A 24,051-nucleotide genomic window follows, 5' to 3' on the forward strand; every position below is an offset into this window, starting at 1 on the left:
CCGCGCCCGTGGGCGCGGATTGCATGGTAGGCGGGGTCGGATCAGTACACGCGCGGCTTCGGCGGCACCACGGACACGTCGTCGGTCAACGTGTACATGTGCACCGGACGGTAGTCGAAGCTGCACTTGCCCTTCTCGTCGACGCTGACCAGGGTGTGCTTCTGCCAGTTGACGTCGTCGCGGTCCGGATAGTCCTCGTGCGCATGCGCGCCGCGGCTTTCCTTGCGCTGTTCGGCCGAGTTGATCGTCGCCACCGCGTTGAGCAGCAGGTTGTTCAGCTCGTAGGTCTCGATCAGGTCCGAGTTCCAGACCAGCGAACGGTCGGAGACCTTCACGTCCTGGAACGAGTCGAAGATCTTGTCCATCTTCTCGCAGCCTTCCTTCAGCGTCTGGCTGGTGCGGAAGACCGCCGCGTCGGCCTGCATGGTGCGCTGCATGCGATCGCGGATGACCGAGGTCGGGGTATCGCCGTTGGCGTGGCGCAGCTTGTCCAGCAGGCCCAACGCCTTGTCGCAGGCATCGGCCGGCAGCGGCTTGTGCGATGCGCCCGGCTTGATGGTCTCGGCGCAGCGGTTGGCCACCGCACGACCGAACACCACCAGGTCCAGCAGCGAGTTCGAGCCCAGGCGGTTGGCGCCGTGCACGGACACGCAGGCCGCTTCGCCGATGGCGTACAGGCCCGGCACGACCGCATCGGGGTTGTCGCCGACCTTGCGCACCACTTCACCGTGGTAGTTGGTCGGGATGCCGCCCATGTTGTAGTGCACGGTCGGAATGACCGGGATCGGCTGCTTGTGCACGTCGACGCCGGCGAAGATGCGCGCGCTCTCGGCGATGCCCGGCAGCTTGTCGTCGATCACGCCCGGGCCGAGGTGGGTCAGGTCGAGCAGGATGTGGTCCTTGTGCTCGCCGACGCCGCGGCCTTCGCGGATCTCGATGGTCATCGAACGGCTGACCACGTCGCGCGAGGCCAGGTCCTTGTAGTGCGGTGCGTAGCGCTCCATGAAGCGCTCGCCGCTGCTGTTGCGCAGGATGCCGCCTTCACCGCGGACACCCTCGGTGATCAGGCAGCCGGCACCATAGATGCCGGTCGGGTGGAACTGCACGAACTCCATGTCCTGCATGGCGATGCCGGCACGCATGGCCAGGCCGCCACCGTCGCCGGTGCAGGTGTGCGCCGAGGTGGCGCTGAAGTAGGCACGGCCGTAGCCGCCGGTGGCCAGCACCACGCCCTGGGCGCGGAACAGGTGCAGCGTGCCATCGGACATGTCCAGGGCCAGCACGCCGCGGCAGGCGCCTTCGTCGTCGAAGATCAGGTCGAGGGCGAAGTACTCGATCATGAAGCGCGCATCGTGCTTCAGCGACTGCTGGTACAGGGTGTGCAGCATCGCGTGGCCGGTACGGTCGGCCGCCGCGCAGGTACGCTGCGCCGCCGGGCCCTCGCCGTACTTGGTGGTCATGCCACCGAACGGACGCTGGTAGATCTTGCCTTCGGCGGTGCGCGAGAACGGCACACCGTAGTGTTCAAGCTCGATGATGGCCGGGATGGCCTCACGGCACATGTATTCAATGGCGTCCTGGTCGCCCAGCCAGTCCGACCCCTTGATGGTGTCGAAGAAGTGGTAGCGCCAGTCGTCCTCGCCCATGTTGGCGAGTGCGGCCGAGATACCGCCCTGGGCGGCAACGGTATGCGAACGGGTCGGGAAGACCTTGGTCAGGCACACCGTCTGCAGGCCCTTGGCGGCCAGGCCGAACGTGGCGCGCAGGCCGGCGCCGCCGGCGCCGACCACGACCATGTCGTACTTGTGTTCGGTAATCTTGTAAGCGGACATCTAGTCTGGATTCCTGTCTTGGCGCCTGGGCTCAGGCAACGCCGAGGGCGATGCGGCCCACCGCAAACACACTGACGATCATGCCGAGCACGGCGACGAACTTCACCGCGGTCTGCAGCACCAGGGCCAGCAGCGATTCGTGGATGTAGTCTTCCAGCACGACCTGCATGCCGAGCTGCGCGTGCCAGAACATGGCGATCAGCAGGCCGATCAGCGGCACTGCGTTCCACGGCTTGGCCACGGCGGCGGCGGCGGTCGCGTAGTCCGAGCCCAGCAGGCCCAGCACGAAGACCAGGAACCAGATGCCCAGCACCACCAGCGCGGCGGCGGTCAGGCGCTGGTGCACGAAGTGCTCGGTGCCGGTCTTGGCCGAGCCAAGGCCGCGCACGTTCTTCAGCGGGGTACGGAACTTGCTCACGCGGCACCTCCGAACATCACATAGGCCCACACCAGCAGGGTGATCACCAGGCTGCCGGTGACCGACAGCCAGCTGCTGCGGATGAAGGCGGGGATGCTGAAGCCGATGGCGAAGTCCTGCACCACATGGCGGATGCCATTGCACAGGTGATAGGCGAACGACCATGTCCACGCGAACAGGAACACGCGGCCATACCAGGCCCCGGCATGGCCGGTGAAGCAGTTCCAGGACTCGGGCCCCATCATCAGGGCCAGCAGGCCGGCGGCGATGATGAGGGCACCAACAGACAGAAAGACGCCAGTGGCTCGATGCAGGATCGAGGTGGCCATCTGAATCTGCCAGCGATACACCTGAAGGTGCGGGGAAAGTGGGCGTTGTCTGGTCGCCATTCGCTGGGCTCGTTGTCTCGGCTGGGCGGCACACGGCCGCGTTGGCTCAATGCTGATCAGAAATCGATGCAGCGTCCGTTTTTCTCCCAATCGCCATACCGCACCGGATCAAGTCCGCCGCGGCCGCCGAATTCCTCTGCTTTTTCCTGTTCCACGGGCACGGGTGCCGCGGGGACCAGCGGGGCTTCAGATTCGTCGTCGGGAGTGGGGGTTGTTTGGCCTATCATGTTCGGTCTCGCAACGCACAAATTTTAGACCTCGTTCACGTGCCTGACAACCTGCCCCCTGCTTTCGTCGGATATCCGCGCCTGCCCGGCCACCAGTTGCTGAGCCTGCAGGGCGTGGATGCGGCCGTGTTCGCCCACGCCCAGTTCAGCAGCGACGTCACCGCCCTGCCCCTGTGGCACTGGCAGTGGAGCGCCTGGCTGAGCGCCAAGGGCCGCACCCTGGCGGTGTTCCAGCTGCTCCGGCTGGCCGACGACCACGTGATGCTGGTGCTGGCTGACGGCGATGCCGATGCGATTGCTTCGCAACTGCAGCGCTTCGTGTTCCGTCGCAAGGTGAAGGTGCAGGTGCGCAACGATCTGGCCGTGGCCGGCGCCTTCACTGCACCAGAGGCCGCCAGCGGCGCGGCGATTGCGCACACCGCAGGTGATGGCTGGGAGCTGGACCTGGGCAGTGATGCCCTCCCGCGCACCCTGCGCATCGGCGCTTCTGATGCCTTTGCCGCCGGTAGCGGAACCGATGAGGCCGCTTTCGCCCTGGCCTGGCGCCAGGCCGACCTGCGCTACGGATTGCCGCGACTGGAAGACAGCCAGCGCGAAGTGTGGACCCCGCAGCAGCTGGGCCTGGACCGCCTGAACGGCTACAGCGTGAAGAAGGGCTGCTACCCGGGCCAGGAAATCGTCGCCCGTACCCACTTCCTCGGCAAAGCCAAGCGCGCGGTGCAGTTGCTGCAGACCGCGGCACCGGCGCAGGCCGGTGATGGCGTGCAGCAGGACGGCGCGGCGCTGGGCACGATCGCCAGCGTGGCCGGTGAGCTGGCGCTGGCGGTGCTGCCGCTGGAAACCGGCGATGCCGCGTTGCAGGTGGATGGCGCCGTGGCACAGCGCGTACCGCTGCTGGATGGGTTGGCGCGCTGAAGCGGGCGGCACCGCATCCACGCGTGGCGTGGATCTACTGAACCCGCAGACCCGGCGCGGACCGTTGGTCCGGACCGGATGGGTAGTGGCGGCCCCTGGCCGGCAACATCGATAAGCCCGATTACAGCCGCTCGCCGCTTTCCGCATTGAAGAAATGCAGGCCCTGCGGATGGATCGCCACGCGGATGTCCTCACCCACTGCCGGCAACGCCTGCGGGGCCACGCGCATGGTCAGCGCATGCTGGCCGCTGCTGAGGTTGACGAAGATCTCGTTGCCGACCGGCTCGATGCCTTCGATGCGCGCGGAGAACGCATGCGCATCGTCGGCGGCGGCCGGCTGCAGATGCTCCGGACGCACGCCCACCGCGATCGGCTTCTGCAGCCAGGCCGGATCGATCGTGGCCTGGCCCAGTGGCGCACGCCACTGTCCGTCGACCACGGTCACGCCACTGGCATCACCCTGCAGCGTGCCACGCAGCACGTTCATCGCTGGGCTGCCGAGGAAGCCGGCCACGAACAGGTTGGCCGGGCGGTCGTACAGCGCCATCGGTGTGTCGATCTGCTGGATGACGCCGTCCTTGAGCACCACGATGCGCTGGCCCAGCGTCATCGCTTCCACCTGGTCGTGGGTTACGTAGATCATCGTGGTGCCCAGCTTGCGGTGCAGCTGCGCGATCTCGGTGCGCACGCTGTGCCGCAGCTTGGCATCGAGATTGGACAGCGGCTCGTCAAGCAGGAACACCGCCGGCTCGCGCACCAGCGCACGGCCCAGTGCCACGCGCTGGCGCTGGCCGCCGGACATCGCCTTGGGCAGCTTGTCCATCATCTCGGTCAGGCCCAGCGTCTGCGCCGCCTCGGCAATGCGCTTGTCGATGGTGGCCTTGTCATGGCCGCGCAGCTTCAGGCCGAAGGCCAGGTTCTCGGCCACGGTCATATGCGGGTACAGCGCGTAGCTCTGGAACACCATGGCGATGTCGCGGTCCTTCGGCGCCACGTCGTTGACCACGCGGTCGCCGATGGTCAGCGTGCCGCCGCTGATCTCCTCCAGGCCCGCCACCATCCGCAGCAGCGTCGACTTGCCGCAGCCCGACGGCCCCACCAGCACCATCAGCTCGCCGTCGGCGACCTCGAAGGTGGCGTCCTTCACTGCAACCTGGCCGTTGTCGTAGACCTTGCGCACACCCTGCAACTGCACTTTTGCCATATCACTCTATCCAGTCCGCCCGGTGCCGGGCTGTCATTGGGGACTGCCTTCGGCCCTCCCGATGGCAGTGATGATTGCGCGGTCGCCGCATGGCGGCGAGCACTGCAATCGAATACAGTTGCCCATTCTGCCATGTAAACGTTTTCACGTGGCACTATCCCATGATCGGTGCGCACCGATCTGCGTCGGCGGAAGAACGAAGCTTCCGCCGAGGTAGTGGTTTCGAATGGAACGGTCTTCCGGAGCCCCGGAAAACGCCCCTGACGAGCCTCGGACAGGCAGTTGCGCGGATGTCCCCCGAACCCAGCCATGAAGCGATTGACAACGATGTCACCCGGATCTGAAACTCGAGCGATGCACGACACCCTCTTCCTGTTCGGTGCCACAGGTGATCTGGCCCAGCGCTACCTGTTCCCTTCGCTGCTTCGCCTGCTCGGCGACGGCCTGCTGCCGGAGGACTTCCGCATCCGTGCGCTGGCCCTGTCCGGGCATGACACCGAAGCCTTCCATGACATCCTGCGCCCGCGCCTGCAGCAGGCCATGCCGATGGCCACGCAGGACGACATCGCTGCGCTGCTGCGTCGCATCGACTACCGCTCGGTCGACCTGCGCGACGTCGACTCGGTGGCCGCCGCGGTCTCCGACCTGGTGCACCGCAAGTGCGTCAGCTACCTGGCCATTCCGCCGGGCCTGTACATCTCCACCTGCGAAGGCCTGGCCAAGGGCGGTGCCCTGGCTGCGCCGGCACGCCTGATGCTGGAGAAGCCGATCGGCAGCGACAGCGAAAGCGCCGAGGAGATCATCTCCACCATCGGCCAGTGGATCGACGAGGACCGTGTGTTCCGCCTCGACCACTACCTGGGCAAGGCGGCGGTGCAGAACCTGATCGCACTGCGCTTCGGCAACACGCTGCTGGAAGCGGTGTGGAACCGCAACTACATCGAATCGGTCCACATCCTGGTCGCCGAGAGCGAAGGCGTGGATGGCCGCGACGCCTACTACGCCCGTTCCGGCGCGCTGCGCGACATGGTGCAGAGCCATATCCTGCAGCTGCTGTGCATGGTGGCGATGGAGCCGCCAGCCTCGCTGGAAGCCGACCGCATCCGCGACGAGAAGGTCAAGGTGCTGCGCGCACTGCGCCCGCTCGATGCCAGGCACGCCGCTCGTGACAGCATCCGTGGCCGCTACACCGCCGGCACCATCAACGGCCAGCCGGCCCAGGCCTATCAGCCGCCGGAAGGCAGCGACGTGGAAACCTTCGCCGGCGTCACCGCGCACATCGACAACTGGCGCTGGAGCGGCGTGCCGTTCCACCTGGTCACCGGCAAGCGCCTGCCCGAGCGCACCACCCGCGTGGTGGTCACGCTGAAGCCGGTCACCCATTGGCTGTTCGAGCGCCCGCAGCGCGCGCAGGCCGCGCCGAACCGCCTGGTGTTCCAGCTGCAGCCGCAGGAAAACATCGAACTGGGCCTGATGAGCAGCCTGGCCGGCCCGGAATGGGGCGCGCTGGAACTGCACCCGCTGGAACTGGAACTGTCGGTGCCGACCGGCCTGCACCGCCGCATCGCCTACGAACGCCTGTTCCTGGATGCCTTCAATGGCAACCACACGCTGTTCGTGCGTGACGACGAAGTGCGCGCCGCGTGGGCCTGGATCGACAGCGTGGCCGACGCCTGGAAGGAGGCCAAGCTGCCGCTGGAACCCTACCCCGCCGGCCAGTGGGGCCCGAGCAACGCCACGGAATTCCTGCCGCAGGGCGTGGACGCGCCCGACAGCGGAGTCTCGGCATGAGTGCCGGCTCGCAGCCCGTGCTGGTTGCCGACATCGGCGGCACCAACGCCCGCTTCGCCCTGGCCGACACCTCGCTGGACGCGCCACTGCTGAAGGACAGCATCCGCGAGTACGCGGTGGCCGAGTTCCCCTCGCTCGGTGATGCCGCGCGCCACCATCTGGAACAGATCGGTGCCACGGCCGGCCGCGGCGTGTTCGCGGTGGCTGGCCGCGTCGACGGTGACGAAGCACGCATCACCAACCATCCCTGGGTGATCTCGCGCAGCCGCACCGCAGCGATGCTCGGCTTCGACGAGCTGCACCTGATCAATGACTTCGCTGCGCAGGCCATGGCGATCTCGCTGCTGCAACCCGATGACGTGGTGCAGGTCGGCGGTGCGGCCTGGGTGCCGGGCAAGCCGGGTCAGCCGCGCAACTATGCGGTGATCGGGCCGGGCACCGGGCTCGGCGTCGGCGGCCTGATCCTGCGCCACGGCCGCTGCTATCCGCTGGAAACCGAAGGTGGCCATGTCAGCTTCCCGCCGGGAACGCCGGAAGAGATCCGCATCCTGGAGATCCTCTCCGAACAGTTCGGCCGCGTCTCAAACGAGCGGCTGATCTGCGGCCCCGGCCTGGTCAACATCCATCGCGCCGTGTGCGAGATGGCCGGCATTGACCCGGGTCAGCTGCAACCGGTGGACGTGACCGCGCGCGCCCTGCACGGCGACCCGCAGGCGATGCGCACCGTGGATGTGTTCTGCGCGGTGTTCGGCGCCATTGCCGGCGATCTGGTACTGACCCAGGGCGCCTGGGACGGCGTGTTCCTGACCGGTGGATTGACCCCGAAGATGCTCGACTCGCTGCAGCACTCCGGCTTCCGCCAGCGCTTCGAACACAAGGGCCGGTTCTCTTCGATCATGGCGCGGGTACCGTCGCTGGCGGTGATGCATCCCCACGCCGGGCTGCTGGGTGCCGCTGCCTACGCCGCCGACGCCGAACGTGACGCACCAGGAGTTGCCGCATGACCCCCGCTTTCCACGACGACCGCATCGACTTCATCCACCATGGCGATGCCGATGGCTGGATCGAGGCGGTAGCCGCCGAGATGGCGCAGACCCTCAACCACGACATCAATGAAGTGGGCCGCGCCCGCATCCTGCTGTCGGGTGGCACCACGCCGGCGCCGGTCTACCAGGCCCTGGCCGAACTGGACGTGCATTGGGACCGGGTTGAAGTGAGCCTGGCCGACGAGCGCTGGCTGTCGCCACAGGATCGCGACAGCAACGCCTGGCTGGTGCGCGAGCACCTGCTCAAGCGCGCCGAGGGTGCCCACTTCGATCCGCTGGTGCGGATCGGCAAGCCGCTGCCGGAATGCGTCTACACCGCCAATCTGCAGGCCCAGCACAGCCAGCCGCCGAGCCTGGTGGCGCTGGGCATGGGCAACGATGGCCACACCGCCTCGCTGTTCCCGGGCTCGAAGGACCTGGCCCGCGCGCTGGAAAGCACCCTGCCCTACGCCGCGCTGGATGCCACCGGCTGCCCGGGTGCCAACCAGTGGCCGCTGCGCATCACGCTGACCCCGCACGGCCTGCGCCAGTGCCGCCAGCGCCTGCTGCTGCTGCGCGGCAAGCAGAAGCTGCAGGTACTGCGCCAGGCGCTGGACAGCAACGACGCCCAGCAGTACCCGATCCTCAATGCGATCAACCTGGACGGCGCGCGTCTGCGCGTCCACTGGGCTGATTGACGTCGGCGGCGGCGCCTTGCCGCCGCTTGCCTCTCGCCACCACGAACGCCGGTAGCCAATGAGCCTCCATCCGCAACTGCACGCCATCACCGAGCGCGTCATCCGTCGCAGCGCCGCCTCGCGCGCCGCCTACCTGGCCGCGATCGACGCTTCCCTGCGTGACGGCCCATTCCGCAGCCGCCTGAGCTGCGGCAACCTCGCCCACGGCTTCGCTGCCTGCGGCGGCACCGACAAGAGCCGCCTGCGCGGCGGGGTGACGCCGAACCTGGGCATCATCACCGCCTACAACGACATGCTGTCGGCGCACCAGCCGTTCGAGACCTATCCCGAGCAGATCCGCGGGATCGCGCGCGAACTCGGCGCCACCGCACAGGTCGCCGGCGCCGTGCCGGCGATGTGCGACGGCGTCACCCAGGGCCGTGGCGGCATGGAGCTGTCGCTGTTCTCGCGCGATGTGATCGCGCAGGCCACCGCCATCGGGCTCAGCCACGACATGTTCGACACCACCGTCTACCTCGGTGTGTGCGACAAGATCGTGCCCGGCCTGCTGATCGGCGCACTGGCCTTCGGCCACCTGCCTGCGGTGTTCGTGCCGGCCGGCCCGATGACCCCGGGCATCCCCAACAAGCAGAAGGCCGAAGTGCGCGAGCGCTACGCCGCCGGCGAAGCCACCCGCGAAGAACTGCTGGAAGCCGAGTCCGCCTCGTACCACGGCGCCGGCACCTGCACCTTCTACGGCACCGCCAATTCCAACCAGGTGCTGCTGGAAGCGATGGGCGTGCAGCTGCCGGGGGCGTCGTTCGTCAACCCGGGCACGCCGCTGCGCGATGCACTGACCCGCGAAGCCACCGAACGTGCGCTGGACATCACCGCACTCGGCGACGACTTCCGCCCGCTGGGCCGGATCATCGACGAGCGAGCGATCATCAACGCGGTCATCGCGCTGATGGCCACCGGTGGCTCGACCAACCACACCATCCACTGGATCGCCGTCGCGCGCGCCGCCGGCATCGTGCTGACCTGGGACGACTTCGACGAGCTGTCGCAGCTGATCCCGCTGCTGGCGCGCGTCTATCCGAACGGCGAGGCCGACGTGAACCGTTTCGCTGCGGCAGGCGGCCCGGCGTTCGTGTTCGGCGAGCTGATCAAGGCCGGACTGATGCACGGCGATCTGGTCAGCGTGGCGCGCGGCGGCATGGCCGACTATGCGCGCGAACCGCAGCTGCGTGACGGCCAGCTGGTCTATCTGCCCGGCCTGGAACACAGTGCCGATGAAGAGGTGGTGCGCGGCGTCGACAACCCGTTCGAACACCAGGGCGGCCTGCGCCTGCTGCGCGGCAACCTGGGCAAGTCGCTGATCAAGCTGTCGGCGGTGAAGCCGCAGTACCGCACCATCGAGGCCCCCGCCGTGGTGGTCGATGCGCCGCAGGTGCTGAACAAGCTGCATGCCGGCGGTCTGCTGCCGCAGGATTTCGTGGCGGTGGTGCGTTACCAGGGCCCGCGCGCGAACGGCATGCCGGAACTGCATTCGCTGGCGCCGCTGCTGGGGTTGCTGCAGAACCAGGGCCGACGCGTGGCGCTGGTCACCGACGGGCGCCTGTCCGGCGCTTCCGGCAAGATTCCGGCAGCGATCCACGTAACCCCGGAAGCGGCACGTGGTGGCCCACTCGCCAAGGTGCGCGAGGGCGACATGATCCGGCTTGATGGCGAGGCCGGCACGCTGGAAGTGCTGGTGGATGCGGCCGAATGGGCAGCACGCTCGCTGGCGCCGAACACCGCGCCGGCGGCGCAGGATCTGGGCCGCAATCTGTTCGCGATCAACCGTCGCGTGGTGGGTCCGGCCGACCAGGGTGCGATTTCGATTTCGTGCGGGCCAGCGGCGGCCGATGGTGGGCCGTGGGATTACGACGCGGAATACGAGCTGGGGCACGATGCAGCGGCAGCGGCAGCGCCGCATGAGGCGAAGGACGCCTGAGGGTTGAAGGGCGTTGCGGGTTTGTCGCGGCGGTGAGGTTCCTGGTTGAGGGCGCGGTCAGCCCCAGCCGGGACACGCCGTAAACCCATCCCTGGGGGCTCGGTCGCGCCATCCATGGCGCGAACGGTCCCGGCTGGGGCTGACCGCGCCCTCCTGACGCTCTCCGGCGCATCAATGCCGCGAAGTAATCACTGAAAAGCACAATCAAGAGCAAGGGCAAAAGCATGGGTATCGAACAACATCAGGTGCGTGCGGCGGAGCTGTTGCATGCGGCCGGCATCCTGCCGGTGGTGACCATTCATACGCTCGACCAGGCGCGGGCGGTCAGTGCGGCGCTGCTGGAAGGCGGCTTGCCGGCCATCGAGCTGACGCTGCGTACGCCGGTGGCGATGGAAGCGCTGGCGATGCTCAAGCGTGAGCTGCCGGATGTGGTGGTGGGTGCCGGTACGGTGCTGACCGTGGCGCAGATGCAACAGTCCATCGATGCAGGTGCGGACTTCCTGGTAACCCCGGGTACGCCGCCGGCGCTGGCCGATGCGCTGGCGGCTGCGCCACTGCCGGTGGTGCCGGGCGCGGCCACGCCGACCGAGCTGCTGTCGCTCTACGCGCGCGGCTTCCGGGTGTGCAAGCTGTTCCCGGCCACGGCCGTAGGCGGGCTGGCGATGATCAAGGGTCTGGCCGGCCCGGTCGCCGACCTCAAGCTGTGCCCGACCGGTGGCATCACCGAGAACACCGCCGCCGAATACCTGGAGCAGAAGAACGTGGTCTGCATTGGTGGTTCGTGGATGGTGCCGGGCAACTGGATCGCCGACGGCGAATGGGACAAGGTGCGCGCCAGCGCCGCCGACGCCGCGAAGATCATCAAGCGCGTACGCGGCCACTGAGCCCGACGCAGCTGTAGAGCCGAGCCCACGCTCGGCTCCACGTCAGCGCAATGGAAAGCAGCCGAGCATGGGCTCGGCTCTACACGACCAGCATCCAAAGCGCCCACAGCGCGCGACCCGCTCCTGCTCTTCCTTCTTCATTCCGCGGTGAACGCGCACGGAACCTGTCCATGGCCCTGCGGAGGGATTGCGCAGGGGCGTGAGCGCCAGGGATGGCGCGACCGAGCCTGCAGGGATGGATTCACGGCGTCCCCTGCGCGATCCCTCCGCAGGGCCACCCTCCAGAATCCAAACGCACCACCACCTCGACGGGCTCAGCCGTTGGCCGAAACCCGCCCGTTACAGCGGCCGTGCCGGATCCACCAGCCCGTACTGGCTGGCCATGCGTGCCAGCGCGATGTTGTCGTGGATACCCATCTTCTCGAACAACCGCGCCTTGTGCGTGTTCACCGTCTTCGCGCTCAGGCTCAGGCGCCGTGCAATGTCTTCCTGGCGCAGGCCCTGGGTCAGCAGCAGCGCCACTTCCAGTTCACGCGGCGACAGGCTGTCGAATGGCGAACCATTGCCTTCCACGGTCGACAGCGCCAGGTTCTGCGCGATGCTGGTGCCCAGGTAGCGGCGACCGGCCGCCACATCGCGCACCGCGCGCAACAGTTCCTGCGCATCGCAGCCCTTGCCGATGTAGCCGGCCGCGCCGGCTTCGAGCAGGCGCTTTGGCAGCGGGCCGTCTTCCAGCACCGACACGATCACCACGCGGGTATTGCGGTGGCTGCGGACGATCCGCTCGGTCACTTCCATGCCGCTGACACCCGGCAGGTGCAGATCGCACAGCACCACATCCGGCAACAACTGGCGGACATCGCGCAGCGCGTCTTCGCCTGTCTCGGCTTCGCCCACCACCTCGATGTCGGCTTCCCCCGACAGAATCATCTTCATACCGGTGCGGACCAGCGCATGGTCATCCACCAGGTAGACTCGAATCGTCATTCACATACCTCTTCGAATGCGGCCATTGCAGGTCAAGCTAGGCAGGGTGCCGATACCCCGCAAGCGCGCTCGGAATGCGGCGCGGGCATTCTGCCTTGCGCATCACATAACCACGCGTTGAGCTTGCCCCCTGTCTTGCAGAACCTGCTGTTTCGAAACAACTGATCTATCACGTAGACGCCCACCGGGGGCCATCCACGTCATTCCCCCTGTGATGATGCTTCGCTGGGCTTCGCTGGCGGCGAGCCGTGACGTCGCCATGGGTGCCGGCGACTGAACATGACCAGATAGCACCCTACCACCCAAACCAGCGCGGCACACCATCCGGCCAGGATATCGGAGGGGTAATGCACCCCCAGGTAGACCCGGGACAGGCTGACCAGCAGGCTGAACGACGGGGCCAACAGCAGCACCGGCCAGCGCCAGCGGGTGTTCCAGGCCAGCAGGACCAGGGTCACCGCCAGGGTCATCGAGCCCATCGCGTGGCCGCTGGGGAAGCTGAACGTCGATTCCGGCGCGATCGACTCCCACAGGCTGGGCCGCTCGCGCTGGAAGAACTGCTTGCTGCCCATGTTCAGCAACGCCGAGCCGACGAAGCTGACCGCCACGAAGGTGGCTTCACGCCAACGCCGGTAGCCCAGCAGCGCGCCGATGATCAGCACGTCAGCCGGGATCAGGAACCACTCGTAGCCCAGTTTCGAGATGAGCACGAAGAAGCGGTCCAGCAGCGGCGAATGCAGGCCGTGCATCTGCCACAGCAGGGGCGCATCGAAATGGAACGATTCAAATTCGTGCACTTCGTCGGCCAGCGCGACGAAGCCGGCCAGCGGCAGCAGTACGCCACCGAACAGCAGGACCAGGCGCCAGGCATTGCGCGCCATCCAGTGGCGGAAACCGGAGGCGGACTCCGGCGCAGCGAGAATCGCGGGCTTATCCGGCGCTTCGGACATAGGTACGTTCGACGTAGTCGTCGATCAGGGCGACGAAGTCCTGGGCGATGTTCTCGCCACGCAGGGTCACCTTCTTTTCGCCATCGACGAACACCGGCGCCGACGGCGCCTCACCGGTACCCGGCAGCGAGATGCCGATGTTGGCATGGCGCGATTCACCGGGCCCGTTGACCACGCAGCCCATGACTGCCAGCGTCATGTTTTCCGCGCCGGGATGCTGGATCTTCCACAAGGGCATCTTTTCACGGACGTGGTTCTGCACCACCTTGGCCAGTTCCTGGAAGAACTCGGAGGTGGTGCGCCCACAGCCCGGGCAGGCGGTGACCAGCGGGGTGAAAGCGCGCTGGCCGGTGGTCTGCAGCAGTTCCTGGGCGACGATCACTTCCTGCGTGCGCGACTGGCCCGGTTCCGGGGTCAGCGAGATGCGGATGGTGTCGCCGATGCCTTCCTGCAGCAGCACGCTCAGCGCCGCCGCCGAGGCGACGATGCCCTTGCTGCCGATGCCGGCTTCGGTCAGGCCCAGATGCAACGCGAAATCCGAGCGCTGGGCCAGGTCGCGGTACACCGCGATCAGTTCCTGCACGCCACTGACCTTGGCCGACAGCACGATGCGATCGCGCGGCAGGCCCAGTTCCACCGCCTGTTCGGCCGAATCCAGCGCCGAGCGGATCAGCGCCTCGCGCAGCACACGGCCAGCGTCCCACGGCTGTTCGCGGTGGTTGTTCTCGTCCATCAGCTTCGCGGCCAGGGTCTGGTCCAGCGAGCCCCAGTTGGCGCCGATGCGCACCGGCTTGTTGAAGCGCATGGCGAATTCGATCAGCTGTGCGAACTGCAGGTCCTTCTTCTTGCCGAAGCCGACGTTGCCCGGGTTGATGCGGTACTTGGCCAGCGCTTCGGCACAGGCCGGTTCGGCGCTCAGCAGCTGGTGGCCGTTGTAGTGGAAGTCGCCGATCAACGGCACCTCGATGCCCATCATCGCCAGCTTGTCGACGATGCGCGGAATCGCAGCGGCGGCCTCAACGGTGTTGACGGTCAGGCGCACCATTTCCGAGCCGGCGCGCCACAATTCGGCCACCTGCTTCACGCTGGAGGCCACATCGGAGGTATCGGTGTTGGTCATCGACTGCACCACCACCGGCTTGCCTCCACCGACGGTGACCCCGCCGATCTGGACGGCATGGGTCTGGCGACGGGGCCAGGCAGTGGCATCGGAGGGGGGCGTCGGGCGGGTAACGGCGTCGTGCATGGGCGCATTCTACCGCCCGGCCCCACGTTCCGGGTGAGTCGCATTCAGCCGATGGTGCGTCTGCGGCCGATTGTCGCAGGCGCCGTTGCCCAGGAACGCATACGATGAGCGCGAATGACCGGTCCCGACGCCCCGTTCCTGCGAACCCTGTGCAGCCTGCGCTGGCTTGCCGTGGGCGGCCAGGCGGCCACCATCCTGGTGGCCACCTGGGTCCTGGGCCTGCCGCTCCCGCAGCTGCCATTGTGGGCCGGCGTGGCGGTGCTGGCGCTGTTCAACATCTACACCCAGCTGCGCCCGGAAGCCGCCGATACCGCACCACTGACCGCGTTCGGGCACATTCTGGTGGATGTAATCATCCTGACCTGGATGGTCGGCTGGAGTGGCGGCATGGCCAACCCGTTCAGCTCGCTGTTCCTGATCCTGATCGCGCTGGCTGCGTTCGCCCTGCCCCTGCGCTGGGCGCTGGCGGTGGCGCTGGCCTGCCTGCTTGGCTACGCCAGCAGTGGCATCTTCGGCCAACCCCTGCCGGACGGCTATTTCCGCGCCCAGGATCTCAATCGCTGGGGCGTGGTCGCCAACTTCCTGATCTCCGCGGCCGTGGTACTGGCCTTCTCCACCCGCCTGGCGCTGGCCCTGCGCCAGCGCGAACTGGAGCTGTCGGCGCTGCGCGAGCGCTTCGCCCGCAACGAGGGCATCGTCGCCCTGGCCACCCATGCCGCCTCGGTGGCGCACGAACTGAACACGCCGCTGGCGACCATGACCCTGCTGGCCGACGACGTAGCCGAGCGCAGCGAAGAGCCGGAAGTGCGCGAGGACATGGAAACCCTGCGCGAGTTGCTGGTGCAATGCCGTGAACGCGTGCTGGCGCTGGCCGCACCGGCTTCGGCCGACGCCCCCGGCCGCCGCCACTCCAATGCCCAGCAGGTGCTGGAGCAATGGCGCCTGGTACGGCCGACCATCGACCTGCACCGCAACGACGACGCCCCGCTGCGGCTGCCACTGGACCCCGGCGTGGGCCACCTGCTGATGGTCCTGCTCAACAACGCCGCCGATGCTGGGGAACAGGCCGGCCGGCCGCGCGTGGACCTGGACCTGCGCATTGAAGGCGACGACCTGATCGGCGAAGTCCGCGACTACGGCCACGGCTTCGATGCGCGCGCTGCCGTGCTGCCGGGCACCCTGTTCGGCAGCAGCAAGAGCGAGGGCATGGGCGTCGGCCTGGCCCTGTCCCATGCCACCATTGAACGCCTCGACGGCGAGATGTGGATGCGCCCGGCCCAGGGGGCCGGCAGCCGCGTCGGCTTCCGCCTGCCGCTGGCCCCACGCGAGGACACCCCATGAGCCTTCACCACTCCACCCTGGGCCTGCTGGTCGACGACGACGAGCTGTACCTGAGGACCCTGCAGCGCAGCCTGGCCCGCAAGGGGCTGGAGACCCAGACGGCGCAGGATGCCGCCAGCGCGCTGGCACTGGCGCGCCAGCAGCCACCGGCGTTCGCGCTGATCGACCTGAAGCTGGGCAGCGACTCGGGCCTGGCACTGATCCAGCCGTTGCGCGCCCTGCGTGCCGACATGCGGATCCTGCTGGTGACCGGCTATGCCAGCATCGCCACGGCGGTGGAAGCGATCAAGCTCGGTGCCGACGATTACCTGCCCAAGCCGGCCACGGTACCGATGATCCTGCGTGCCCTCGGCGAAGAGGATGACGGCCCAGCCGACGATGGCGAAATGGAAGTGCCCGACGCGATGACGCCGATCAGCCGGCTGCAGTGGGAGCACATCCAGCAAGCGATGCACGAGACCGGCGGCAACGTGTCGGCGGCAGCGCGGCTGCTGGGCATGCACCGGCGTTCGCTGCAGCGCAAGCTGGCCAAGCGGCCGAGCCCGGAACGCGACCCCAGCCGTTGACGCGGGGGCGCGTCCGCCGCGCTACCGACTCGTAAAGTCGAGCCTTGCTCGACTACGCGGACAACACAGTCGAGCTTGGCTCGACTCTACAGAGAGCGTCAGCGCTTCAGCTGCGCCAGGATCTCGCGGGTCATCGGATCGGCAACCGCCACGTCCTCGCCCTGCAGCGCCGGCAGCAGGCCGCTGGCCAGCTGCTTGCCCAGTTCGACACCGAACTGGTCGAAGGCGTTGATGTTCCAGATCACCGACTGCACGTACACGGCGTGCTCGTACATCGCGATCAGCGCACCCAGCGCCTGCGGCGTCAGCGCATCAAGCAGGATCAGCGTGCTCGGGCGGCCACCCGGATAATCGCGGTGCGGATCGTCACTGCCCTGCCCGTTGGCAAGCGCCTCGGTCTGCGCCAGCAAATTGGCCAGCAGCGCCTGGTGATTGATTGTGTAGGGATCGTCGTTGTGCACGCAGCCGATGAAATCGGCCGGAACGATGCTGGTGCCCTGGTGCAGTGCCTGGAAGAAGCTGTGCTGCACATCGGTACCCGCCCCGCCCCACCACACCGGCACGGTGTCGGTGGTGACCGGCTGGCCGTCGCGCTGCACGCGCTTGCCCAGGCTTTCCATCACCAACTGCTGCAGGTAGGCCGGCAGCAGCGCCAGGCGCTGGTCATAGGTCATCACCGCGTGCGTGGCATGGCCCAGCAGGTTGCGGTTCCAGATGTCGGTCAGGCCGTGCAGCACCGGCAGGTTGCGCTCCAGCGGCGCGTCCAGCGCGTGCGCATCCATCTGCGCGGCACCGTCCAGCAGCTGTTCGAAACGCTCAAAGCCGATGGCCAGCGCGATCGGGAAACCGACCGCCGACCACAGCGAGTAACGGCCGCCCACCCAGTCCCACATCGGCAGCACGCGCTCGGCGGCAATCGCGAACGCCTTGGCGGCGCGCTCCGGATTGGCGCTGACTGCGTACAGGCGCTCGCTGCCGCCCAGCCAGTCGTGCAGGATCTGGCCGTTGAGCAGGGTTTCCTGGGTGCCGAAGGTCTTGGAGATCAGGATGCCGGCGGTCCTGGCCGGATCCAGCGTGGCCAGCGTGCGCTGCATGGCGGCGCCATCCACGTTCGATACGAAATGCACGCGCAGGCGCGCACCGGTAACCGGGCGCAGCGCATCGGCAACCAGGCGTGGACCGAGATCGGAACCACCGATGCCGACGCTGACCACATCGGTCACGCCGCTGTCTTCCAGCGCGCGCACCAGCACGCCCATGCGCTGGCGGATTTCGCGGGCGGTGGCATAGGCCTCGGCCGCCACCGGCGCATCGACCACGTCGCCACGCAGCGCGGTGTGCAGCGCGGCGCGGCCTTCGGTCAGGTTGACCTGCTCACCACGGAACAGCCGGGTGATGGCGCCGCCGACATCACAGTCGGCCGCCAATGCCAACAGCGCCTGCAGCGCTGCGGCATCGTATTTCTGCCGCGCGAAGTTGACGTACAACGGACCGACCCGCAGCGCCAGGTCCTGGACGCGGCCGGGTTCGGCAGCGAGCAGGCTGGAAATGCTTGCGCCCTTCAGGCGCTGGGCGTGGGAATGCAGCGAGTCGAATCCGTTGTTCGTTGTCATGCGGCTTGTGTCGGGATCGTGTCGTTGGTGTGGGTAATCTGGTTGCTGCCATCAACGTACACCAGCTTCGGCTTGAAGCTGTCAGCTTCCTGCTCGGTCATGCTGGCGAACGCGGCGATGATGATGATGTCACCGACCTGCACGTGGCGCGCGGCACCGCCATTGAGCGAGACCACGCCGCTGCCAGCTTCGGCACGGATGGCATAGGTCGAGAAGCGCGCACCGTTGGTCACGTCCCAGATGTGCACCTGCTCGAACTCGCGGATGCCGGTGGCAGCCAGCAGGTTGTCATCGATGGCGATGGAACCTTCGTAGTTCAGCTCGGAATGGGTGACGGTGGCGCGGTGGATCTTGGTCTTAAGCAGGGACAGGTGCATGGGGGCGCTGCAACGGCAAAGGAAAGCGCGGATTCTAGCACCCGTCCGGCCATCGGCATCACCGCCGGCAACCTGTTCAGGTAGCGCCGGTCCGTGCCCGGCGAGCGCAGCGGCCGTGGTCCGCCGGGCATGGCCCGGCGCTACCCATCGTACGGAATTCAGAATTCCAGGTTGTCGATCAGCCGGGTCGTGCCCAGGCGTGCGGCGATCAGGGCCACGCGGCCACCGCCGTCAAAGCTCGGCTCGGCCAGATCCGGCGTGCGCAGCACCGCGTAGTCGACCTGGAAACCGGCGGCCTGCAGTGCCGCCGTGGCGTCCGCTTCGATCTGCGCGCGCGCGTGCCCGGCCACGTAGCCTTCGCGCATGCCCAGCAGGGTGCGGTGAATGGCGGTCGCGTGCGGGCGCTGCTCGGCACTCAGGTACTGGTTGCGCGAGCTCTTGGCCAGGCCATCCTCGTCGCGCACGATCTCGGCGCCGACGATCTGGATCGGGAACGACAGCTCGGCCACCATCTGCTTGATGACGGCCAGCTGCTGGTAATCCTTGCGCCCGAACACGGCTACGTCCGGCTGCACCTGCAGGAACAGACGCGCCACCACCGTGCACACGCCATCGAAATGGCCTGGGCGACTGGCACCCTCCAGCACTTCGCTGACACCTGGCGCGTGCATCTGCGTGGTCTTGTCCACGCCTAGCGGGTACATCGCCTCGACGCTTGGCAGCCACACGGCATCGCAGCCGACCTGCTCCAGCCCGGCCACGTCGGCCTCGGGCGTGCGCGGGTAGCGACTGAAATCCTCGTTCGGCCCGAACTGGGTCGGGTTGACGAAGATGCTCGCCACCACCCTGTCGGCGTACTGGCGGGCCAGGGTCACCAGCGAATGGTGCCCCCCATGCAGGTTGCCCATGGTCGGCACCAGCGCCACGCGCAGGCCCTGCTGCTTCCACTGCGCAATCTGCTCGCGCAGTGCGCCAAGCTCGTTGAAGGTCTGGATCATTGGGCGTAGGCGTGCTGTTCGTCGGGGAAGCTGCCGTCGCGCACGGCGTCGGCAAAGGCGCGGGTGGCACCGGCCACCGAACCACCTTCGGCCAGGAAGTCCTTGACGAACTTCGGGCGGCGATGGCCGCTGTCCAGGCCAAGGAAATCGTGCAGCACCAGCACCTGGCCATCGCAGTGCGGGCCGGCACCAATGCCGATGGTCGGCACGTCCACCGCGGCAGTGACTTCAGCCGCCACCGGCGTCGGCACGCATTCGAGCACCATGATGCTGGCGCCCGCCGCGGCCACGGCCCGGGCATCCTCCACCAGCTGGCGCGCGGCATCGCCACGGCCCTGGATCTTGAAGCCGCCCAGGCGCAGCACCGACTGCGGAGTCAGGCCCAGGTGCGCGCAGACTGGAATCTCGCGTTCGACCAGGTAGCGGATGATGTCGACCTTGAAACCGGCACCTTCGATCTTGACCATTTCGGCGCCGGCCTGCAGCAGCTGCAGCGAAGCATCCAGCGCGCGTTCCGGGGTGGCATCGGCACCGAACGGCAGGTCGGCCACCAGCAGCGCACGCTGCAGCACGCGGGCCACGGCGCGGGTGTGGTAGACCATGTCGGCCACGGTCACCGGAAGGGTCGAGTCATGACCCTGCACGACCATGCCCAGCGAATCGCCGATCAGGATCAGATCAACGCCATTGGCGTCGAAAGTGCGGGCGAAGCCGGCGTCGTAGGCGGTCAACATGACCAGCTTCTGGCCATTGCGCTTGGCCTCGGCCAGGGCGGGAACGGTCCAGGGCTTGCTGTCTGCGTGGGTGCTCATGTGCTGATAACCGGGGGAGATAACCCGGGCATTATCACCCTATCGGCGCGATCCCGCAGGCATCGACCCGCATCACTGCATCCTGCACGCGGCCATGGCCAGGAATTTTCAGTTCCGGCCCGATTTCGGCCAACGGCACCAGCACGAAAGCACGCTCGTGCAGGTACGGATGCGGCACCTTCAGATCGGGCAGGTCCAATACCTGCTCGCCGTACAGCAGCAGGTCCAGGTCCAGCGCTCGCGGCCCCCAATGCACCGCCGGATCGCGGACGCGACCGAACTGCCGCTCCAGCCCGAGCATGGCCTGCAACAACTCGAGTGCAGGCAGATCGGTGAGCACCGCCGCCACGGCGTTGACGAACGGCGGCTGGTCCTCATTGCCCCAGGCCGGGGTGGCATACAGGCGTGACGCCTGCAGCAGCCGCGTTTCAGGCAGCTCGTCCAGCGCGGCGATGGCCGCGCGGACGGTGTGGGCGGCGTCGCCAAGATTGGCGCCCAGCCCGATCCAGGCACGGGTCATGGCTTACTCGGCAGCGCTGCCCGCCGGACCGCCCGGGCGGCGACGGCGACGACGACGCTTGCGCGGCGCCCCACCGTCCTCATCGCCGCCTTCGCTGTGCATGGCATCGAGCGACGACTCCAGCTCATGGCCCGATTGCGCCTGTGCCTCGCGCCAGAACGCGACATCGGCTTCGTGCTCGGCCGAGGCCACCTGGCGCAGGGCCAGGAAGTCGAACGCGGCACGGAAACGCGGATGGGTCAGTGTGCGGAACACGCGCTTGCGCTGGCGCGAGCCGAAGCGCGACTGCAGCAGCCAGATTTCCTGCATCGGCAGCGAGAAGCGGCGTGGCAGTGCGATGGTGCTCAGCTGCTGCACGGTGACGCGGTCGGCAGCACGACGCTGCGCCTCTTCCGGTGCCACGCCCTGCTTGAGCAGGGTCGCCTGCGCACGGCAGAACGCCGGCCACAACAGCAGGGCGAACAGGAACGCCGGCGACACCGGCTCATCATTGGCCACGCGCGCATCGGTGTTGGCCAGGCCTTCCACCAGCATGCGCCGCAGAGCGCCGGTGCGGTTCGATTTCAGTGCCTTGGCGCTTTCCGGGAACAGCACGTCGAGCAGGCCATAGCGCTCCAGGCCCTCGAAGCTGGCCACGCCGTGCCCGGACAGGAACAGCTTGAGCACTTCCTCGAACAGCCGCGCCGGGGCCGCTTCGTTGAGCAGGCCAGCCAGATGCGGGATCGGCGCAGCCGTGCCCTCTTCGATCTGGAAGCCCAGCTTGGCCGCAAGACGCACCGCGCGCAGCATGCGCACCGGATCTTCGCGGTAACGCTGCTCGGGGTCGCCGATCAGCTTCATCAGGCGTGCCTGCACGTCTTCGAAACCGCCGGTGTAGTCACGCACCGAGAAGTCTTCGATGGCGTAGTACAGGGCGTTGCAGGTGAAGTCACGGCGTACGGCGTCGTCTTCGATGGTGCCGTACACGTTGTCGCGCACCAGCATGCCGTTTTCCATCTCGCGGTCGCCGCTGCCGTCATCGCTGTTGGCGCGGAAGGTGGCGACTTCGATGATTTCGCGGCCGAACACCACATGGGCCAGGCGGAAGCGTCGGCCGATCAGGCGGCAGTTGCGGAACAGCTGCTTGACCTGTTCGGGCGTGGCGTCGGTGGCCACGTCGAAATCCTTGGGTTGGCCATTGACCAGCAGATCGCGCACCGCGCCGCCGACAAGGTAGGCACCGAAGCCGGCATCGCGCAGGCGGTAGAGCACGCGCAGGGCATTCGGGCTGATCTCCTTGCGGGAGATGGTGTGCTGGTCGCGCGGGATGACGCGCAGGCTGAACGGTGATGTCGCAGGGGAAATGATGTTGGCGCTTCCGGTTGAAGTTTCGGGATTGCCCAATGGCATCGAGGTGCATATACTAGCGCTCCTGCCTCGGCAGCGACACCAGTTACGCTCCCTTCGTCTAGTGGTTAGGACGTGGCCCTCTCAAGGCTAAAACAGGGGTTCGAGTCCCCTAGGGAGCGCCAGTCGCCGCAGCAGGAACCGAAAAAGCCCGCCTTGTGCGGGCTTTTCTGTTTTCCGGGGTTTGCAATGGCATTGCTCGGCTTGGTTGCTTTGGCGCCTGCCTGCAATCGGCTTGAGCCGGTGGGGTCACCCAGGGCAGGACACGCCGTGAACCCATCCATGGGCTTTTGCGTGTCCTGGAGAGGGCGGCCTGCCCCCTCACACTCTGGACAAGCAGGCGCCGACGGAATGCAACCGAAGCCAGGCGCCGTCAGCCTTCCATCTGCTCCAGCTCCTTGCCCTTGGTCTCGCGCACGTAGCGGACCACGAAGAAGACCGAGAGGATGGCCGCAACCGCGTAGATGCCATACGCGCCGGCCAGGCCGATGCCGGCCAGCAGCATCGGGAAGGTCACGGTGATCGCGAAGTTCGAGGTCCACTGCGCCGCGCCGGCCACCGCCAGCGCCGGGCCGCGGATCTGGTTGGGGAACATCTCGCCCAGCATCACCCACATCACCGGCCCCCAGGACATGTTGAAGAACACCACGTAGACATTGGCCGCCACCAGCGCCAACCGCCCCATGCCATCGGACAACTGCAGGCGGCCATCCACCAGGCTGCCGCTGGCAAATGCCACCACCATCAGCACCAGCGCCACCGACATGCCGACCGAGCCGACCCACAACAGCGGCTTGCGGCCGATGCGGTCGATCAGCACCACCGTCAGCAGGCAGGCGCCAATGCTCAGTGCGCCGGACAGCACGTTGATCAGCAGCGCGTCGCCTTCGGAGAATCCAACCGCCTGCCACAGCACCGCGCCGTAATAGAACACCACGTTGATGCCGACCAGCTGCTGGAACATCGCCAGGCCGATGCCCACCCACAGGATCGGACGCAGCTTGCCGGTGACCTTGTCGCGCAGGTCGGCAAAGCGCGGCTTGTGCTGGTCCTGGGCCAGGCTGGCCTCGATCTCGGCCTGCTTGGCCGCCGCTGCTACCTCGCCATACAGGCGCGACAGCACCGCCCTCGCCTGCGCCTGCCGGCCCTTCAGCACCAGGAAACGCGGGCTTTCCGGAATCACCAGCAGCAACAGCAGGAACAGTGCCGAGGGCAGCACCTGCATCCAGAACATCCAACGCCAGGCTTCATGGCCCAGCCACAACGGCTCGGTGGACGCACCGGCGGCACGCGCCAGCAGGTAGTTGCTGAGGAAGGCGGCGAACAGGCCACAGATGATGGCCATCTGCTGCACCGTGGCCAGCCGTCCCCGATAGCGTGCCGAGGCGACTTCGGCAATGTAGGCCGGCGACATCACGCTGGCCGCACCCACCGCAAAGCCACCCAGCACGCGCGCGGCGATGAACAGCCAGGAGGCATGGGCGGCGCCGGCACCCAGCGCCGACACCAGGAACAGCAGTGCCGACACGATCAGTACGCCACGGCGGCCCAGCCGGTCACCCAGCCAACCGGCCAGGAATGCGCCGATCGCACAGCCCAGCAGCATCGAGGCGACTTCGAAGCCGAGCGCCGCCTCACTGGAATTGAACGCCTGGCGCAGGCCGTCGACCGTGCCGTTGATGACACCACTATCGAAACCGAACAGGAATCCACCGAGGGTGGCCACACAGCTGATGAGGACGATGAACGCAGTGTTCTCGCCGCTCTGGGAGGCGGTGCCGGGCTGGGCTTGGGACATGGGCGATCCTGCTGGGAAGGGAAGGCGGCCACCTGCGGCGACCGGGCGTCCGCAGCGTCGCACAGGCCCCGCCCTGTCGCCAACGGGGGCGCAGCCGAG

At 67.4% G+C, this 24,051-nt stretch carries 23 protein-coding genes and 1 tRNA gene; 9 read left to right on the top strand and 15 right to left on the bottom strand.

Features of this window, described 5'->3' with window-relative positions; translation table 11 throughout:
• Positions 1–41: 41 nt before the first annotated feature.
• Genes sdhA through AC5YGJ_RS06355 form a run of 4 tightly spaced genes read right to left on the bottom strand, consistent with a single transcriptional unit; the run spans position 42 to position 2,866 of the window.
• A complete protein-coding gene (gene sdhA / locus AC5YGJ_RS06340; RefSeq protein WP_249844341.1) occupies positions 42–1,832 on the bottom strand; it encodes a succinate dehydrogenase flavoprotein subunit in 1,791 nt (596 codons plus the stop codon).
• A 31-nt stretch (positions 1,833–1,863) separates the two neighbouring features.
• The gene (gene sdhD, locus AC5YGJ_RS06345) at positions 1,864–2,250 is read right to left on the bottom strand and encodes a succinate dehydrogenase, hydrophobic membrane anchor protein (protein WP_005409077.1); all 387 of its coding nucleotides are present in this window, start codon (positions 2,248–2,250) and stop codon (positions 1,864–1,866) included.
• Entirely contained in the window at positions 2,247–2,639 is a 393-nt protein-coding gene (gene sdhC, locus AC5YGJ_RS06350) for a succinate dehydrogenase, cytochrome b556 subunit (protein WP_005409076.1), read from the bottom strand. The genes sdhD and sdhC overlap by 4 nt, the downstream gene beginning before the upstream one ends.
• A gap of 56 nt (positions 2,640–2,695) precedes the next feature.
• Positions 2,696–2,866: a DUF1674 domain-containing protein gene (locus tag AC5YGJ_RS06355; RefSeq protein WP_005409075.1), complete on the bottom strand. Its 171-nt coding sequence runs from the start codon at positions 2,864–2,866 to the stop codon at positions 2,696–2,698.
• Between the two features lie 39 nt (positions 2,867–2,905).
• Between AC5YGJ_RS06355 and ygfZ the strand changes: the two genes are divergently transcribed.
• Positions 2,906–3,781 (top strand): CAF17-like 4Fe-4S cluster assembly/insertion protein YgfZ, encoded by an 876-nt coding sequence (gene ygfZ, locus AC5YGJ_RS06360; protein WP_496186090.1) that lies wholly within the window; start codon positions 2,906–2,908, stop codon positions 3,779–3,781.
• A 121-nt stretch (positions 3,782–3,902) separates the two neighbouring features.
• On the opposite strand, the gene AC5YGJ_RS06365 is transcribed toward ygfZ, so the two are convergent.
• Complete coding sequence (locus tag AC5YGJ_RS06365; protein ID WP_309338018.1) at positions 3,903–4,985, bottom strand: ABC transporter ATP-binding protein; 1,083 nt, start codon at positions 4,983–4,985, stop codon at positions 3,903–3,905.
• Positions 4,986–5,339: 354 nt separating this feature from the next.
• On the opposite strand from AC5YGJ_RS06365, the gene zwf reads away from it, so the two are divergent.
• From zwf to eda, 5 genes are all read left to right on the top strand, one after another.
• Positions 5,340–6,776, top strand: a complete 1,437-nt coding sequence (zwf, locus tag AC5YGJ_RS06370) for a glucose-6-phosphate dehydrogenase (protein ID WP_496186091.1) — start codon at positions 5,340–5,342, stop codon at positions 6,774–6,776.
• Positions 6,773–7,780, top strand: a complete 1,008-nt coding sequence (glk, locus tag AC5YGJ_RS06375; RefSeq protein WP_107232780.1) for a glucokinase — start codon at positions 6,773–6,775, stop codon at positions 7,778–7,780. Before zwf ends, glk begins: the two co-directional genes overlap by 4 nt.
• Positions 7,777–8,499: a 6-phosphogluconolactonase gene (pgl, locus tag AC5YGJ_RS06380; RefSeq protein ID WP_249844346.1), complete on the top strand. Its 723-nt coding sequence runs from the start codon at positions 7,777–7,779 to the stop codon at positions 8,497–8,499. The genes glk and pgl overlap by 4 nt, the downstream gene beginning before the upstream one ends.
• 58 nt (positions 8,500–8,557) lie before the next feature.
• The gene (edd, locus tag AC5YGJ_RS06385) at positions 8,558–10,474 is read left to right on the top strand and encodes a phosphogluconate dehydratase (RefSeq protein ID WP_496186092.1); all 1,917 of its coding nucleotides are present in this window, start codon (positions 8,558–8,560) and stop codon (positions 10,472–10,474) included.
• 224 nt (positions 10,475–10,698) lie between these two features.
• Positions 10,699–11,358: a bifunctional 4-hydroxy-2-oxoglutarate aldolase/2-dehydro-3-deoxy-phosphogluconate aldolase gene (eda, locus tag AC5YGJ_RS06390; RefSeq protein ID WP_249844348.1), complete on the top strand. Its 660-nt coding sequence runs from the start codon at positions 10,699–10,701 to the stop codon at positions 11,356–11,358.
• A 339-nt stretch (positions 11,359–11,697) separates the two neighbouring features.
• On the opposite strand, the gene AC5YGJ_RS06395 is transcribed toward eda, so the two are convergent.
• The 3 genes from AC5YGJ_RS06395 to ispG form a co-directional block, all read right to left on the bottom strand.
• The gene (locus AC5YGJ_RS06395) at positions 11,698–12,345 is read right to left on the bottom strand and encodes a response regulator (protein ID WP_057496875.1); all 648 of its coding nucleotides are present in this window, start codon (positions 12,343–12,345) and stop codon (positions 11,698–11,700) included.
• A 200-nt stretch (positions 12,346–12,545) separates the two neighbouring features.
• Positions 12,546–13,295, bottom strand: a complete 750-nt coding sequence (locus AC5YGJ_RS06400; RefSeq protein WP_496186093.1) for a phosphatase PAP2 family protein — start codon at positions 13,293–13,295, stop codon at positions 12,546–12,548.
• Positions 13,276–14,541, bottom strand: coding sequence for a flavodoxin-dependent (E)-4-hydroxy-3-methylbut-2-enyl-diphosphate synthase (gene ispG / locus AC5YGJ_RS06405; RefSeq protein WP_496186094.1), 1,266 nt, complete (start codon positions 14,539–14,541; stop codon positions 13,276–13,278). The genes AC5YGJ_RS06400 and ispG overlap by 20 nt, the downstream gene beginning before the upstream one ends.
• 114 nt (positions 14,542–14,655) lie before the next feature.
• Here ispG and AC5YGJ_RS06410 point away from each other — a divergent pair, with 114 nt between their 5' ends.
• Both AC5YGJ_RS06410 and AC5YGJ_RS06415 read left to right on the top strand, forming a co-directional pair.
• Positions 14,656–15,882 carry an ATP-binding protein gene (locus AC5YGJ_RS06410; protein ID WP_107232786.1) on the top strand — a complete coding sequence of 409 codons (1,227 nt, stop codon included), beginning with the start codon at positions 14,656–14,658 and terminating at the stop codon, positions 15,880–15,882.
• Positions 15,879–16,448, top strand: coding sequence for a response regulator transcription factor (locus AC5YGJ_RS06415; protein WP_057496879.1), 570 nt, complete (start codon positions 15,879–15,881; stop codon positions 16,446–16,448). The genes AC5YGJ_RS06410 and AC5YGJ_RS06415 overlap by 4 nt, the downstream gene beginning before the upstream one ends.
• Positions 16,449–16,546: 98 nt before the next feature.
• Here AC5YGJ_RS06415 and pgi read toward each other — a convergent pair whose 3' ends face one another.
• From pgi to pcnB, 6 genes are all read right to left on the bottom strand, one after another.
• Positions 16,547–18,061: a glucose-6-phosphate isomerase gene (gene pgi / locus AC5YGJ_RS06420; protein WP_496186095.1), complete on the bottom strand. Its 1,515-nt coding sequence runs from the start codon at positions 18,059–18,061 to the stop codon at positions 16,547–16,549.
• Complete coding sequence (gene panD, locus AC5YGJ_RS06425; RefSeq protein ID WP_008268179.1) at positions 18,058–18,438, bottom strand: aspartate 1-decarboxylase; 381 nt, start codon at positions 18,436–18,438, stop codon at positions 18,058–18,060. The genes pgi and panD overlap by 4 nt, the downstream gene beginning before the upstream one ends.
• Before the next feature lie 158 nt (positions 18,439–18,596).
• Positions 18,597–19,436: a pantoate--beta-alanine ligase gene (gene panC, locus AC5YGJ_RS06430; RefSeq protein WP_496186096.1), complete on the bottom strand. Its 840-nt coding sequence runs from the start codon at positions 19,434–19,436 to the stop codon at positions 18,597–18,599.
• Positions 19,433–20,248, bottom strand: coding sequence for a 3-methyl-2-oxobutanoate hydroxymethyltransferase (gene panB, locus AC5YGJ_RS06435; RefSeq protein WP_107232789.1), 816 nt, complete (start codon positions 20,246–20,248; stop codon positions 19,433–19,435). The genes panC and panB overlap by 4 nt, the downstream gene beginning before the upstream one ends.
• A 34-nt stretch (positions 20,249–20,282) precedes the next feature.
• Entirely contained in the window at positions 20,283–20,768 is a 486-nt protein-coding gene (gene folK / locus AC5YGJ_RS06440) for a 2-amino-4-hydroxy-6-hydroxymethyldihydropteridine diphosphokinase (protein ID WP_249844353.1), read from the bottom strand.
• A 3-nt stretch (positions 20,769–20,771) separates the two neighbouring features.
• A complete protein-coding gene (gene pcnB / locus AC5YGJ_RS06445) occupies positions 20,772–22,151 on the bottom strand; it encodes a polynucleotide adenylyltransferase PcnB (RefSeq protein WP_409461215.1) in 1,380 nt (459 codons plus the stop codon).
• A 53-nt stretch (positions 22,152–22,204) separates the two neighbouring features.
• Between pcnB and AC5YGJ_RS06450 the strand changes: the two genes are divergently transcribed.
• Positions 22,205–22,279: transfer RNA gene (locus tag AC5YGJ_RS06450), tRNA-Glu, on the top strand.
• Positions 22,280–22,527: 248 nt separating this feature from the next.
• Here AC5YGJ_RS06450 and AC5YGJ_RS06455 read toward each other — a convergent pair.
• Entirely contained in the window at positions 22,528–23,952 is a 1,425-nt protein-coding gene (locus AC5YGJ_RS06455) for a sugar porter family MFS transporter (protein WP_496186097.1), read from the bottom strand.
• Positions 23,953–24,051 lie beyond the last annotated feature (99 nt).

It is taken from the genome of Stenotrophomonas sp. CS3K5, assembly GCF_059515225.1.

What these genes read in the sequence shown, in the direction of transcription:
- edd (WP_496186092.1), top strand. Translation starts at nt 8,558, where the DNA reads ATGAGCCTCCATCCGCAACTGCACGCCATCACCGAGCGCGTCATCCGT.
- panB (WP_107232789.1), bottom strand. Translation starts at nt 20,248, where the DNA reads ATGAGCACCCACGCAGACAGCAAGCCCTGGACCGTTCCCGCCCTGGCC.
- sdhC (WP_005409076.1), bottom strand. Translation starts at nt 2,639, where the DNA reads ATGGCGACCAGACAACGCCCACTTTCCCCGCACCTTCAGGTGTATCGC.
- pgl (WP_249844346.1), top strand. Translation starts at nt 7,777, where the DNA reads ATGACCCCCGCTTTCCACGACGACCGCATCGACTTCATCCACCATGGC.
- panD (WP_008268179.1), bottom strand. Translation starts at nt 18,438, where the DNA reads ATGCACCTGTCCCTGCTTAAGACCAAGATCCACCGCGCCACCGTCACC.
- AC5YGJ_RS06365 (WP_309338018.1), bottom strand. Translation starts at nt 4,985, where the DNA reads ATGGCAAAAGTGCAGTTGCAGGGTGTGCGCAAGGTCTACGACAACGGC.
- AC5YGJ_RS06395 (WP_057496875.1), bottom strand. Translation starts at nt 12,345, where the DNA reads ATGACGATTCGAGTCTACCTGGTGGATGACCATGCGCTGGTCCGCACC.
- AC5YGJ_RS06355 (WP_005409075.1), bottom strand. Translation starts at nt 2,866, where the DNA reads ATGATAGGCCAAACAACCCCCACTCCCGACGACGAATCTGAAGCCCCG.
- AC5YGJ_RS06410 (WP_107232786.1), top strand. Translation starts at nt 14,656, where the DNA reads ATGACCGGTCCCGACGCCCCGTTCCTGCGAACCCTGTGCAGCCTGCGC.
- eda (WP_249844348.1), top strand. Translation starts at nt 10,699, where the DNA reads ATGGGTATCGAACAACATCAGGTGCGTGCGGCGGAGCTGTTGCATGCG.
- AC5YGJ_RS06455 (WP_496186097.1), bottom strand. Translation starts at nt 23,952, where the DNA reads ATGTCCCAAGCCCAGCCCGGCACCGCCTCCCAGAGCGGCGAGAACACT.
- panC (WP_496186096.1), bottom strand. Translation starts at nt 19,436, where the DNA reads ATGATCCAGACCTTCAACGAGCTTGGCGCACTGCGCGAGCAGATTGCG.
- ispG (WP_496186094.1), bottom strand. Translation starts at nt 14,541, where the DNA reads ATGCACGACGCCGTTACCCGCCCGACGCCCCCCTCCGATGCCACTGCC.
- AC5YGJ_RS06400 (WP_496186093.1), bottom strand. Translation starts at nt 13,295, where the DNA reads ATGTCCGAAGCGCCGGATAAGCCCGCGATTCTCGCTGCGCCGGAGTCC.
- AC5YGJ_RS06415 (WP_057496879.1), top strand. Translation starts at nt 15,879, where the DNA reads ATGAGCCTTCACCACTCCACCCTGGGCCTGCTGGTCGACGACGACGAG.
- sdhA (WP_249844341.1), bottom strand. Translation starts at nt 1,832, where the DNA reads ATGTCCGCTTACAAGATTACCGAACACAAGTACGACATGGTCGTGGTC.
- zwf (WP_496186091.1), top strand. Translation starts at nt 5,340, where the DNA reads ATGCACGACACCCTCTTCCTGTTCGGTGCCACAGGTGATCTGGCCCAG.
- glk (WP_107232780.1), top strand. Translation starts at nt 6,773, where the DNA reads ATGAGTGCCGGCTCGCAGCCCGTGCTGGTTGCCGACATCGGCGGCACC.
- pgi (WP_496186095.1), bottom strand. Translation starts at nt 18,061, where the DNA reads ATGACAACGAACAACGGATTCGACTCGCTGCATTCCCACGCCCAGCGC.
- folK (WP_249844353.1), bottom strand. Translation starts at nt 20,768, where the DNA reads ATGACCCGTGCCTGGATCGGGCTGGGCGCCAATCTTGGCGACGCCGCC.